The organism is Paenibacillus alkalitolerans, assembly GCF_016482785.1.
Classification (GTDB): Bacteria; Bacillota; Bacilli; order Paenibacillales; family YIM-B00363; genus Paenibacillus_AE; species Paenibacillus_AE alkalitolerans.
In genome coordinates, this window is the sequence record NZ_JAEMXM010000023.1 from 71,618 (window position 1) to 83,842 (window position 12,225).

At 52.6% G+C, this 12,225-nt stretch carries 12 protein-coding genes and 7 tRNA genes; 2 read left to right on the forward strand and 17 right to left on the reverse strand.

What is annotated here, in order from left to right; genetic code table 11:
* Nucleotides 1–13 precede the first annotated feature (13 nt).
* The 10 genes from hisG to JET16_RS24710 form a co-directional block, all read right to left on the reverse strand.
* Nucleotides 14–622 (reverse strand): ATP phosphoribosyltransferase, encoded by a 609-nt coding sequence (hisG, locus tag JET16_RS24665; RefSeq protein ID WP_407673188.1) that lies wholly within the window; start codon nt 620–622, stop codon nt 14–16.
* 51 nt (nt 623–673) lie between these two features.
* Nucleotides 674–1,882, reverse strand: coding sequence for an ATP phosphoribosyltransferase regulatory subunit (locus JET16_RS24670; protein WP_199621574.1), 1,209 nt, complete (start codon nt 1,880–1,882; stop codon nt 674–676).
* A 161-nt stretch (nt 1,883–2,043) separates the two neighbouring features.
* On the reverse strand, nt 2,044–2,523 hold the full coding sequence (locus JET16_RS24675; protein ID WP_407673189.1) for an acyltransferase: 480 nt from the start codon (nt 2,521–2,523) through the stop codon (nt 2,044–2,046).
* An 8-nt stretch (nt 2,524–2,531) separates the two neighbouring features.
* Nucleotides 2,532–3,191, reverse strand: coding sequence for a pyrophosphatase PpaX (gene ppaX / locus JET16_RS24680; protein WP_199621578.1), 660 nt, complete (start codon nt 3,189–3,191; stop codon nt 2,532–2,534).
* Complete coding sequence (lgt, locus tag JET16_RS24685; protein ID WP_199621580.1) at nt 3,169–4,209, reverse strand: prolipoprotein diacylglyceryl transferase; 1,041 nt, start codon at nt 4,207–4,209, stop codon at nt 3,169–3,171. Before lgt ends, ppaX begins: the two co-directional genes overlap by 23 nt.
* Before the next feature lie 10 nt (nt 4,210–4,219).
* A complete protein-coding gene (gene hprK / locus JET16_RS24690; protein WP_199621581.1) occupies nt 4,220–5,158 on the reverse strand; it encodes an HPr(Ser) kinase/phosphatase in 939 nt (312 codons plus the stop codon).
* Nucleotides 5,159–5,251: 93 nt separating this feature from the next.
* The gene (locus JET16_RS24695) at nt 5,252–5,959 is read right to left on the reverse strand and encodes a pirin family protein (protein WP_199621582.1); all 708 of its coding nucleotides are present in this window, start codon (nt 5,957–5,959) and stop codon (nt 5,252–5,254) included.
* 325 nt (nt 5,960–6,284) lie between these two features.
* The gene (locus JET16_RS24700; protein ID WP_199621583.1) at nt 6,285–7,403 is read right to left on the reverse strand and encodes an ABC transporter ATP-binding protein; all 1,119 of its coding nucleotides are present in this window, start codon (nt 7,401–7,403) and stop codon (nt 6,285–6,287) included.
* Nucleotides 7,404–7,493: 90 nt separating this feature from the next.
* The gene (locus JET16_RS24705) at nt 7,494–8,534 is read right to left on the reverse strand and encodes a PucR family transcriptional regulator (RefSeq protein ID WP_199621584.1); all 1,041 of its coding nucleotides are present in this window, start codon (nt 8,532–8,534) and stop codon (nt 7,494–7,496) included.
* 51 nt (nt 8,535–8,585) lie between these two features.
* Nucleotides 8,586–9,524, reverse strand: a complete 939-nt coding sequence (locus JET16_RS24710; protein WP_199621604.1) for an MraY family glycosyltransferase — start codon at nt 9,522–9,524, stop codon at nt 8,586–8,588.
* 94 nt (nt 9,525–9,618) lie between these two features.
* Here JET16_RS24710 and JET16_RS24715 point away from each other — a divergent pair, with 94 nt between their 5' ends.
* Together JET16_RS24715 and JET16_RS24720 are read left to right on the forward strand one after the other, a co-directional pair.
* Complete coding sequence (locus tag JET16_RS24715; RefSeq protein WP_199621587.1) at nt 9,619–10,848, forward strand: nickel-dependent lactate racemase family protein; 1,230 nt, start codon at nt 9,619–9,621, stop codon at nt 10,846–10,848.
* A gap of 93 nt (nt 10,849–10,941) precedes the next feature.
* Nucleotides 10,942–11,508: a beta-class carbonic anhydrase gene (locus JET16_RS24720; protein ID WP_199621589.1), complete on the forward strand. Its 567-nt coding sequence runs from the start codon at nt 10,942–10,944 to the stop codon at nt 11,506–11,508.
* 69 nt (nt 11,509–11,577) lie between these two features.
* Here JET16_RS24720 and JET16_RS24725 read toward each other — a convergent pair.
* The 7 genes from JET16_RS24725 to JET16_RS24755 all read right to left on the reverse strand — a co-directional run bounded on the left by JET16_RS24725 (nt 11,578) and on the right by JET16_RS24755 (nt 12,191).
* Nucleotides 11,578–11,653 (reverse strand) — tRNA-Lys (locus JET16_RS24725).
* Nucleotides 11,654–11,657: 4 nt separating this feature from the next.
* Nucleotides 11,658–11,743: transfer RNA gene (locus JET16_RS24730), tRNA-Tyr, on the reverse strand.
* Between the two features lie 17 nt (nt 11,744–11,760).
* Nucleotides 11,761–11,836 (reverse strand) — tRNA-Phe (locus JET16_RS24735).
* Nucleotides 11,837–11,848: 12 nt separating this feature from the next.
* Nucleotides 11,849–11,925 (reverse strand) — tRNA-Asp (locus JET16_RS24740).
* 22 nt (nt 11,926–11,947) lie between these two features.
* Nucleotides 11,948–12,024, reverse strand: a tRNA-Met gene (locus JET16_RS24745).
* A gap of 4 nt (nt 12,025–12,028) precedes the next feature.
* Nucleotides 12,029–12,104 (reverse strand) — tRNA-Val (locus JET16_RS24750).
* Between the two features lie 10 nt (nt 12,105–12,114).
* A tRNA-Met gene (locus tag JET16_RS24755) sits at nt 12,115–12,191 on the reverse strand.
* Nucleotides 12,192–12,225 lie beyond the last annotated feature (34 nt).

Here is a 12,225-nt window from a genome sequence, read left to right on the forward strand (position 1 = left end):
AACGCTTTATACGCTACACCTTGACTCTTACCACGGACTGCAGCCGGTCGCACAACGATTGAATCTTGTCGTTCTTCATACGAAAGCTCACGCGGTTGGCGATGAGGCGGCTCGTAATATGAAACATCGTTTCCATCTCGACAAGGCCGTTCTCCCGAAGCGTCGTGCCCGTCTCCACCATATCCACGATGCGATCGGCAAGTCCGATCAGCGGAGCCAGCTCGATGGAACCGTTCAATTTAATGACTTCCACCTGCTGTCCCCGCTCGCGGAAGTATTTCGACGCAACATTCGGGTATTTCGTCGCTACGCGCGGATGAAGCGTCGGCTTCCAATCCGGCAGCCCGATCACCGACATGCGGCAGCGCGCGATACCTAAGTCGAGCAATTCGTAAACATTCCTGTTTTCTTCGACCAGCACGTCTTTGCCGACGATGCCGAGATCGGTTACGCCGTACTCGACAAATGTCGGCACATCGACCGGCTTAGCCATTATCAATTCAATACCTATTTCGGGGATTGGAATAATATATTTGCGCGAGTCGTCGATATCGTCGGGCAGCCCCAAGCCCGCTTCCTGAAACAACTCCGCAGCTTTCTTTACGATTCGGCCTTTCGGCATCGCAATGCGCAGCAATTCGCTCACGGTAACACCCCCTTGCATTCGTTCACGTTATCCGAAAATTACTATATCTTCGTATCGGGCGCCGTTCCACTCTTGCGTCCCGTCTTCGTGCAGCTCTATGTTTGTCAACAGCTCCCGATCATCCACCCGCTGCGTCGTCACCGTCACATCGTGGCGCGAGCGCAGCTCCTTCGCATGACGAAGCGCTTCCTCGCGATGCTTCGCCATATAGACGACCAGCACCCGGTATGGGGGACGTTCGCCATTAACGCCGTTAGTGCTTATATATTCAAGAATCCGGTTTGTTTTCAGCGAAAATCCGGTTGCCGGCGCCGGACGCCCGAACTGCCCCAATAAATTGTCGTACCGGCCTCCGTTAAGCACGGGAAAGCCGAGATCCGACGCATACCCTTCAAAAGTAAGGCCCGTATGATAATTGAACGTGCCGGTCATCGTCAAATCAATGATCACGTCGCTGACCGCGTCATACGCCTTCAACACATCCCACACTTCGCATAAATGCCGTATCGCATCCGTTGCAACAGTATTACCGGACAAGGACATCGCCTGACCGCAAACTTCCTGTCCTCCCCGCAGACGGAGAATTCCTTCAAGCTCCCGACGCATATCGTCCGGCAGCTGAAGACGGGACAATTGCTCCCGGTAGCCGACATAGTCGCGGCGGAGCAAACAATCCTTCAGCGCCTCCTGGTCTTCCGTCCGGCCGGGCAGCGTCTCCTGGAACAATCCGTGCAGGAAACCGACATGTCCGAGCGCCACCCGGAATTTCCGGACACCGGCGGCTTTCAGACAAGCGATCGACAACGCGATCACTTCCGCATCCGCTTCGGCGCTCGAATCGCCGACAAGCTCCACTCCGGTCTGGTAAAATTCGGCGCTTCTCCCCGCTTCCTCTTCAATGGCACGAAACACGTTAGCGTGGTAGGAAAGCCTTATCGGCAACGGTTCGCCGCGCAGAAGCGAAGCGACGACACGGGCGATCGGCGCGGTCATATCCGAGCGCATCACGAGCGTGGTGCCCCAACGATCCAGCAGCTTAAACAATTTCTTGTCGGTCGTCGCGCTGGCGACGCCGACCGTATCGTAATATTCAAGCGTCGGCGTCATTATTTCACGGTATCCCCAGCGGCTCATGCATTCCAGCACGTTCGCTTCGATCCGGCGAAGCCGCGCCACCGCTTCAGGCAAATAATCTTTGACGCCGATCGGTTTTTCAAACACTTTCGGTTTCGACACCGAACTGCCTCCCTATTGCATGCTTTAATGCTGTGAAGTGCTAATTAATTAGCAAATAAAAGCGTTTTTTCGTAATATATCACGTAATGTTAGGCAGGTCAACCGGAAAAGCCAATTGCAGCACGAGTTTGCGATTATGTTTTCGTTCCGACCGTTCCGCTTCACGACCGCCCCAACTCCCGCAACGGGTTCCCGCCCACGAATGCGCCCGCCGGCACATCGCGGTGAACGACGGACCCGGCCGCGACGATGGCTCCGTCGCCGATCGCGACACCGGGCAATATCGTGCAGTTAGCCCCGATCATCACCTCGTCGCCGATGACGACATCGCCCAACCGGTACTCGCGTATCAAATACTCGTGAGCGAGTATCGTCGTATTGTAGCCGATCACGCAATTGCGCCCGACCCGGATCCGCTCCGGAAAAAACACATCGGGCATCACCATCAGCGCGAACGCGCTGTGCTCACCGACTTGCATGCCGAGCACCCGGCGGTATATCCAACGCTTCAACCCCAATATCGGAGTATACCGCGACAATTGGATAAAAATAAAATTCCGCACGGCCTTCCAAGGGCTCACCGTGCGGTATATTTGCCATAATGCATTCTGCCCGTCAACCGGCACAGGGTACTTCTCCAATCTTCTGCTCAACGAACATCCCTCGCCAAGCCGGCGATACCAAGCAAATCCCTCATATCGCCGATCCAATAGTCAGGTTCATATTTGTTCATCTCTTCCCGGCCTTTCAGCGTCCAGCCTACCACTGCAGTCGCGACGCCGGCCGCTTTCGCGGACAGGACGTCTCCGGGACTGTCGCCGACCATCAACGTTGTCGCCGCTTCAGCGCCCAACTTCTCCAACGCCTGCAATACTGGCTCCGGATCCGGCTTCGGCCGCCGCACGTCGTCAAGCGAAACGATCGTCTCGATATAACCGTCCAGCTTGCAAAGCTTCAAACCCATTTCGGACGTCTTGCGAATTTTCGTCGTTACGACGCCCATGCGGATTCCGGCGCGCTGCAGCTCGCGAAGCACCTCTTCCACATGCGGAAACGCCTGCACCAGCTCGTCGTGATTCGCCAAGTTGAACTCGCGGTACAGGCGGATCATTAGTTCAACGCCCGCTTCGTCCGCCCCGGTCAGCTCCCCGAACATCTCGTCCAGCTTGCCTCCCATATACGGAACCAGCTTATCGCGGTTCATGTCGCGGCGATCAAGCCGCTCCCACACATACTCGAACGATCGAAAGATCAATTCGTTCGTATCCAATATCGTTCCGTCCAAATCAAACAGCACTGTTCGGATCATGAGGCGGATTCTCCTCTTTCTTATGCTGTGCCGTGTCGGTTTCGTTCGGAGCTTCCGCACCGCGATTCTCTTGCGTCGTTGCCGCCGCAGGCTCACTGCTTGGCGCGGCCCGGGAAGATACGATCGGATCCGAATACCTGACGGTTGCGTATCCTTTGGCCCGCCTGTACGCAATCAAGGCGATCGCCGCAATCACGATCAGAACCGCGACCAATTGCGAGATTCGGATGTTGCCGTAATCCATCTTGCCCGGCGGCGCCAACAGCAGCATTGGAGACCATAGCGCGTCCAGCAATGCGTCAAGCCATGCCGGACCGTCAAAAGCCAACGAATCCGTCCGCAATCCTTCCACGAAGAAGCGGCCGATCGAGTACCAAATAAAATAACCGAAAAATATTTCGCCCGCCCGCACAAAAGCTTGTCTCCGAAGGACGAACAACAGGAGCAACCCGGCTACATTCCATAGTGACTCATAAAGGAACGTAGGGTGCCGGAACAGTCCATCGATGTACATTTGTTCGACGATGAAGTTCGGCAGATGCAGCCCGCTGCGCAGAAATTCTTCAGTCACCGGACCGCCGTACGCCTCTTGGTTCATAAAATTTCCCCAACGGCCGATCGCTTGTCCGACGATCAAGCCGGGCGCGCAAATATCGGCTATGCGCAAGAAGCTGTATCCTTTGCGCCTGATATATATATATCCTGCTATCAGCGCGCCGATGAGCGCTCCGTATATGGCGATGCCGCCTTCCCAAATCTTTATTACGTCTATGATGTTATCTTGATAGTCCTGCCAACGGAACGCCACATAGTAGAGGCGAGCGCCGATAATCGCCGAGGGTACGCCTAGGAGGAGCAGATCCATGAAAAAATCGGGAACGATACCGAACCGCTTGCCTTCCTGGACCGCAAGCAGCAACCCGGCCAATGCCGCCGATCCCAAAATGATTCCGTACCAATGTACCGTGAGCGGGCCGAGAGTGAATGCGACCGGATCCAATACAAAAGCGAAATTCATAGACGCCCCCCTACTCCATATCGTCGTAATCGTGATCGATGGTCTCCGTCAAGCGGTTCGTGAATTGAAGCGCCGCGTTGTAGCCCATTCGTTTCAACCGGTAATTCATCGCCGCCACCTCAATGATGACCGCGAGATTTCGTCCGGGTCTTACCGGAATCGTGACAAGAGGAAGATCGGTATCGATGATGCGGGTCGTCTCTTCATCTATTCCCAACCGGTCATATTGCTTGTCTTGCTGCCAAGTTTCCAGCCTCGCGACGACTGAAATTTTTTTGTAGTTTCGGACTGCGCCCGCGCCGAACAACGTCATCACGTTAATAATGCCCAGTCCGCGAATTTCAACCAGATGCTTTATCAAATCCGGCGCGTTCCCGTACAGGTCGTTATCCGCCGTCTGGCGGATCTCGACAGCATCGTCCGCTATCAACCGATGGCCGCGTTTGACCAGCTCGAGCGCCGTTTCGCTTTTCCCGATTCCGCTCGATCCCGTAATAAGCATACCGACGCCGTATACATCGACCAGAACCCCGTGGATCGTTGTGCTCGGCGCAAGTTTATTCTCAAGGAATCCGGTGATGCGGCTTGCCAAAATCGTCGTAGCCAGGCCGCTTCTAAGCAGAGGCATATTTTTTTCTTTGGCCGTTTCCAGCAGCTCCTTCGGAACGTCAAGATGCCTTGTGATCAGAATGCAAGGCGTTTCTTCCCGGCACAACTTCGCAGCCCGCTCGCGGCGGACCGATTCCGTCAACGTTTCGAAGAACGTAAGCTCCGTCATACCCATCAATTGAACGCGTTCTTCAGGGTAATAAGTAAAATATCCCGCCAGTTCCAATCCCGGACGGTACAAATCTGCAACGTTAATGGGCCGCTTTAACCCGTCTTCGCCTGCGAGCACTTCGAGCGAGAAATGCTGCACCAAGTCGGCGGCTTTCACTTTTTTCGGCATTGTAGCAACGTCTCCCATGCGAACTATTCTTGTTCCATCGTATAGGAAACCCTATATGAAATCAACCGCCAGCCTTTTACTTGTCTTCACGAATTACGGCAAATCGATAACCATCAGCTTCGCTCCGCTTTCGCTTGATATCGCGAGGCCCGCCGTTCCTTCGATTCTGGCGGCATCCCTCTTCCGAAGCTTGTTCTCTCCGTTGAGTAACAATTCCCCTTCAATGACGAACACATAAATGCGCCGCCCTTCTTCCTGCTCGAACGCAATAGAGTGACCGGCGTCCAGCTCCGACAAATACATTGTAATATCCTGATGGATGACGGCCACGCCGTCTTTACGCCCTCCTCTGCCGGAGACGACGGGCAACAAGGCATTCTTCATCCCGTCGGCATTGAACGTAATCGTTTCATAGGAAGGCGGCAATCCGTGTTCGGCGGGCTGGAACCACAGCTGCAGGAAATTAACCTCCTCCTCAGCGGACGGGTTCGTTTCCGAGTGCATAATCCCTCTGCCGGCGCTCATCCGCTGCACTTGCCCTTCGCGAATGATTTCCGAATTCCCCATGCTGTCCTCATGCTTCAATTGCCCCTTCAATATAACGGAGACGATTTCCATCTCCCGGTGACCGTGCATGCCGAAACCCTTCAGCGGCTTCACGAAATCGTCGTTAAATACGCGGAGCGGTCCGAATGACATATTGTCGGGGTCGTAATAATCGGCGAACGAAAAGCTGAAATTGCTCTTGAGCCATCCGTGATTTGTGGAATGCCTGCTCTCGGCCGGATATATTGCGATCATTTGCAGTCCTCCGTTCTTTTATAATAGTGTACCATGATCCGGTTTCTGAAAAACGTATTTTTGCCGCGAACTAAGACCCATTAAGCGCGGCTTCAATCGGTTACTCTGGAATTATCTCAAATTCAAGATAATTGTAGCGCCTGATCTACCGGTTGGTCAATGCTTTTCGAATGCCGAGAAGTACATTCAAGGATGAGCGACCGCGATTTAGAGGAAGTTTTTCTGGGTGTAGAATTTACTCGTTACATGTTGTGGCAGAAATCGTTAAAAAAAAGGCCTGTCCTCAAGTCATCTGCGATGACTTGAGGACAGGCCTTATGGCTTATTACAACAATACGGATTTTTCGGTTTCTTTGTCGAAGATGTGAATTTTGTTCATGTCGAAAGCGAGTTTCACGTTCTGGCCTTCTTTAAGACCTGCACGGCCGTCGACGCGGGCGATGGCCGATTCTTTGCCGATTCCGCCCAAGTAGAGGAACATTTCGTGACCGAGGTTTTCCGCCACTTCGATGTTCGCCTCGACGATACTGTTCGGGGAAGCTTCCAAGAAGATCGGCTCTTGGTGAATGTCTTCCGGACGAACGCCGAGAATGACTTCTTTCCCTATATATCCGCGTTCACGCAAAATTTTCGCTTTTCCTTCCGGGATAACTACATTGACTTTGTTCGACTTGAACCGAACGTCGCCGGCTTCTTCGGAGAGCGAACCGTTCAGGAAGTTCATCGACGGAGAACCGATAAAGCCTGCAACGAACATATTTACAGGAGAATTGTAAACGACTTCCGGAGTAGCGGCTTGCTGAATGAGGCCGTCCTTCATTACGACGATCCGGCTGCCCATCGTCATCGCTTCCGTCTGGTCGTGCGTAACGTACACGACCGTCGTTTCCAAGCGCTTGTGAAGCTTGGAAATCTCGGCGCGCATCTGTACGCGGAGCTTCGCGTCAAGGTTGGACAACGGTTCGTCCATCAAGAATACTTGCGGTTCGCGGACAATCGCGCGGCCGAGGGCGACACGCTGGCGCTGACCGCCGGAAAGCGCCTTCGGTTTACGCTCGAGCAAGTGCTCGATGTCGAGAATTTTCGCTGCTTCGCGAACGCGCTTATCGATATCGGCTTTCTTGAATTTACGCAATTTCAAACCGAACGCCATGTTCTGATACACGTTCATATGCGGGTAAAGGGCGTAAGATTGGAACACCATCGCGATATCGCGATCTTTCGGTGCGACGTCATTCACGAGCCGGTCGCCGATGTACAAGCTACCTTCGGAAATTTCCTCCAAGCCGGCGATCATCCGAAGCGTCGTGGACTTACCGCAACCCGACGGACCAACAAGTACAAGAAACTCTTTGTCTTGAATATCCAAGTGGAAGTCGGATACGGATGGAGTGTCGGACCCCGGATACCTCTTGTAAATGTGTTCTAAACGTACTCCTGCCATGTTCAAATCCCCCTCTGCATAGTTAAACGAGATACTTACATTTTAACGCACTGTCCCACTGGGCGACTATGCACAAGGTTTACAAAAATATTATTTCCTCTTTGTGACTTTATACAATAATAGAGCCAGCTTCACAAGCACGGCATGGTCGAAGTCCCTTACATCCAAGCCTGTTTCCTGCTTGAATTTATCAAGCCGGTACAACAATGTGTTCCGGTGTATATACAGCTTCTTCGCCGTGTCGCTGACGTTGCAGTTTTCGGAAAAGAACGTGTCCAGCGTAGTGATCAATTCCGCATCCAGAGACGGTTCGGCCCGTTTAAACACGCCGTCCACAAAGCGCCGTTTAGCGTTATCGGAAGCCTTGTCCAGCAAAGCTTCGAGCCGGAGCTCCCAAGGCATATGGATGTTCGAAGAAAATCGATACGCACGGCCGAGCTCCATCGTTTCCCTCAGCATCACGATCGCGGCTATGAGTTTCTTGGAAGGTTGAACAGGATAAGTAATCGCCACATGGCATTCGCCGACCCATTCGCTGGAGAACATCTCCTGCAAGCCCGAAGCGAAATCCTGCAGCGAAACCTCGAGCTCCTCTTCGCCTTTGTCGCCGAGCAAGATTTCATCTCCAAGTATTACCCACTGTTTATTATGTAATGGGATTAAAGTGACTTCTTCGTCAAAAAACGATTGCAGCAGCTTTCTTAACTCGCCGTAAGATGTGTATTGGCGTTCAGGATATTCCCCATATAACAGAACAGGAATTTTCATGCCGCTTAATGAAGGCCAGGCAGCGAACGATTCGGGCAGCACGGCATCCAGATCGCCTTGCTCCAACCGGTCCATCACCCACGCCGACAGCAGAGTTGCCTGCCGCTCTTCTTCGGAAAAACCGGCCCCGGATCTCCCTCTCCGGTCTTGGCTGCGTTGGTGGTCAAACAACAAGGAAACAAGCTGCTCTTCCGCGTGCGTCAACGAGCCGTAAATCACAAAGCGAACGTCCTTGGTTGCTTCAAACACCGTCTTGTTTGCGCGCGGTTCGAAATCCTTTCCGGTTATCGCCGGCGCTTTCTCCACTGTCACTTCTCTTTGCAAAATTCTCTCCAACCGCTCTCTCAGCGTCTCCCAATCCATCTTTCGTCCAACTCCGCGTCTTGAATCTGTTTTTCCTTATTGTAGCACACGTCACGCAACGGTTAAGAGTAAAAGAATGGATAACAGTGAAAATATGGCCCCCACCAAGTACAAGAACGATACCGTCTGCGTTTGGGTCAGCCCCCAGTGCATAAGGCTGTGGTGCGTATGAAGCTTGTCAGCCGTATGCAGCCCTTTGCCAAGCAGCAGCCTTCGGGCAAATACAATGGCCGTGTCGAGAATCGGTACGCCCAATGCAAGCAAAGGAACGAGTATAGACAACGCGGTCGCGCTTTTGAAAGCGCCGTCCACCGCCACAACGGCAAGCGTGTACCCGAGAAACGTGGCGCCTGCGTCCCCCATGAATATTTTCGCCGGATAGAAGTTGTATATCAAGAAACCTAAGGCGGCGCCGACGACAACAGCGGCCGCGACGGCGGACTGCGTTTGCCCTTTCAGCAGCGCCACAGCGAATAATGTTAGGGATGAAATAGCCGATATTCCGGAGGCGAGACCGTCTACCCCGTCGATAAAATTCATCATATTAATAAGAGCGAAAACCCAAATTACTGTGGAAGCGGCATTGATCCAATCCGGAAACAGCCACATCCCGTCACCGAACCAACGGTTGACTCCGATGATTTCCACTCCGAACCATAGCGGAACGGCAGCGGCGGCGGCATAAGATATAATTCTGGGCCATACCGGAAATTCAGTGCCCTTTGACTTATGCCAATCGTCGATTAGACCGGTAAGTACAAGTATCGAGCCGCCCGCCAAGATCGAGGAGGTGACCGGCGTCCAACCGATAAAGACAAGCAGAGTAGCGATGCATCCGGCGAAGATCGCTATCCCTCCCATAAGCGGAATCGGGCTTCGGTGAATTTTTCTTGCGGTCGGACGGTCGACGAAACCATAGTGAAGCGCAATCGCGCGAACAAGCGGAACAAGGCTGCAGACGGTTCCCAATGCGGTAAAAAGCGTTACCATGTAACGCAAGCAACCCACCCCCAGTATCGATTAGCGTTGCCGGAATTGGATATGCGCATACCGGAAATAATTTGTGTGACAGGAGTTGGTTGGATTGCTTCTTGCTTACGGTAACGGAGCTGTGGACATAACTTTGCCGGAATCGATTCAAACCGATACTATTATGTATAACATTCCGGCATCCGCCTTCCTTTTAGCGGATGAAATTATCAAACGGGCGCTGCGGCAGCCGGTAAATTCGGCACCGCTGCGCGACATTGCAAGGGGCAAGTCGGATGCGGTTATTCTGATAAGCGATATTTCCAGACTATGCCCGTCATATCTGTTTTTACCTCATTTGCTGGATGAGCTGAATGCCGGGGGTATAGCGGACGAACGCATTACAGTCGTCGTCGCGCTCGGGCTCCATCGAAGGCAAACGGTTGAGGAGCTTCGGTTTTTGACCGGTGCGGCGTATGACAGGGTGAATGTGGAGAACCACTGCGCGCTTCCGGAACAATGCACGTACGTAGGCTCTACCGCTCTTGGTACCGAGGTTGCAATTAACAAGCGCGTAGTTCAGGGCGATCTGAGGATTGCAACAGGCAATATAGAGCCGCACAGGCTTGTCGGCATATCCGGGGGCGCGAAAGCGTTGTTTCCCGGTGTCGCTTCCTCCAGCAGCATCGAACAGCATCATTCGCTGTCCCATCGGTTCAAAGCCTTCCCGGGCGACCCCGACAATCCGCTGCATAAGGATTTGACCGATGTGCTGAAGTTTGTGCCGATTCATTTTTTATTTAATGTAGTCGTCACTCATCGCCGCGAAATTGCCGCCGCCGTTGCGGGCAATTTACAGGATGCGCATCGGCAAGGAACCGATTTGGCCCGATCGATGTTCTTGGTGCCTGTTTCGAAAAAATACGATGTTGTGATTGCGTCCACAGGCGGATACCCGAAGGACATGCAGTTATATCAAGCTGTAAAAACATTGGAAAATGCCGCATCGGTCACAAAACCCGGAGGAGATATCGTACTGATTGCCCGCTGCCAGGAGCTGTTCGGCAACGGCATGTTTCAATTGTGGGTGGAAACGATGGGGGATCTTGAAGCGACGGCGGAGAGGCTGAGCAAAGAGTTTGTTATCGGAGCGCATAAAATTGAGCATGTGGTGAAGGTGACCAAACAGCATAACGTCTTTTTGTACTCGGATATTCCTGATGCTGCCGCAAGGTTGTTAGGCTTCGAACCGATACATAATTTGGACGAGAAGATAGCCGCATTATGCAACGGTAAAGCCTCTTTGGCCGTACTCCCATGCGGATCCATAACTTACCCGGTATGATTATCGATTCATTTTCTCTCCAAAGGCGTGCGAATCCTTTAAAATTGTAGTAAAATTCGAGGAGATAGTAGACGAGGAGGGACATCATCGATCATGAACCGGTTGGAAGAAATTATGAATTATAATGAAAAGTTTGTCGGCGATAAAGGGTATGAGCAATTTATAACCGACAAATTTCCGGACAAGCAGATCGTTATTCTGACCTGCATGGATACCAGATTAATCGACCTGCTTCCAAGAGCCATGAATTTGCGCAACGGCGACGCGAAAATTATTCGAAACGCGGGGGCCATCGTCACACAACCGTTCGGCAACATAATGCGGAGCATACTCGTCGCTTTGTATGAATTGACGGCGGAAGAAGTGTTTGTTATCGGTCATTACGAATGCGGCATGACCGGCTTAAATGCCGAAAACATAATTCGAAAGGCTGGGGCTCGCGGTGTCAGCCAGACGACCATTGATACGCTGCGCCACGCAGGTATCGATTTGTCGCGCTGGCTCACCGGGTTTGAAGATGTGACGCAAGGTGTAATGAAAAGCGTCGAAATTATCCGGAATCATCCGCTGCTGCCCGCAGGAACTCCCGTTCACGGGATGATCATCGATCCGAGAACGGGAAAGCTTGATGTGTTGACAAGCGGATACGAAAATAAATAAGAAATAAAAGAGAAAAAGCGTTTCTTCGGGTTAACGAAGAAACGCTTTACGTTTGGTTTACATAATCAATGGTGAGCCATGAAGGACTCGAACCTTCGACACCCTGATTAAAAGTCAGGTGCTCTACCGACTGAGCTAATGGCTCGAAGTGGTGGGGGATGATGGATTCGAACCACCGAACTCGTAAGAGAAGAGATTTACAGTCTCCCGCGTTTGGCCACTTCGCTAATCCCCCAAGAAACAATGCGGTAATGGTGGCTTGGGACGGAATCGAACCGCCGACACAAGGATTTTCAGTCCTTTGCTCTACCGACTGAGCTACCAAGCCAAAAAAAAGAAATGGCGGAGCTGACGGGATTCGAACCCGCGGTCTCCTGCGTGACAGGCAGGCATGTTAGGCCTCTACACCACAGCTCCACAGTATTTAGAGAAAAGAAATTGGTTGCGGGAGCAGGACTTGAACCTGCGACCTTCGGGTTATGAGCCCGACGAGCTACCGGACTGCTCCACCCCGCGATAATGGTGGACGCTGACGGGATCGAACCGCCGACCCTCTGCTTGTAAGGCAGATGCTCTCCCAGCTGAGCTAAGCGTCCATATGAAATTTGGTAGCGGCGGAGGGGATCGAACCCCCGACCTCACGGGTATGAACCGTACGCTCTAGCCAGCTGAGCTACGCCGCCACGGAATAAAGCTGTTCCTGAAGACTAGATGGCG

Bases quoted from the DNA above. Each gene is read 5' to 3' on its own strand.
- hisG (WP_407673188.1), bottom strand. From the start codon at position 622: ATGCCGAAAGGCCGAATCGTAAAGAAAGCTGCGGAGTTGTTTCAGGAA.
- ppaX (WP_199621578.1), bottom strand. From the start codon at position 3,191: ATGATCCGAACAGTGCTGTTTGATTTGGACGGAACGATATTGGATACG.
- lgt (WP_199621580.1), bottom strand. From the start codon at position 4,209: ATGAATTTCGCTTTTGTATTGGATCCGGTCGCATTCACTCTCGGCCCG.
- hprK (WP_199621581.1), bottom strand. From the start codon at position 5,158: ATGCCGAAAAAAGTGAAAGCCGCCGACTTGGTGCAGCATTTCTCGCTC.
- JET16_RS24695 (WP_199621582.1), bottom strand. From the start codon at position 5,959: ATGATCGCAATATATCCGGCCGAGAGCAGGCATTCCACAAATCACGGA.
- JET16_RS24700 (WP_199621583.1), bottom strand. From the start codon at position 7,403: ATGGCAGGAGTACGTTTAGAACACATTTACAAGAGGTATCCGGGGTCC.
- JET16_RS24705 (WP_199621584.1), bottom strand. From the start codon at position 8,534: ATGGATTGGGAGACGCTGAGAGAGCGGTTGGAGAGAATTTTGCAAAGA.
- JET16_RS24710 (WP_199621604.1), bottom strand. From the start codon at position 9,524: ATGGTAACGCTTTTTACCGCATTGGGAACCGTCTGCAGCCTTGTTCCG.
- JET16_RS24720 (WP_199621589.1), top strand. From the start codon at position 10,942: ATGAACCGGTTGGAAGAAATTATGAATTATAATGAAAAGTTTGTCGGC.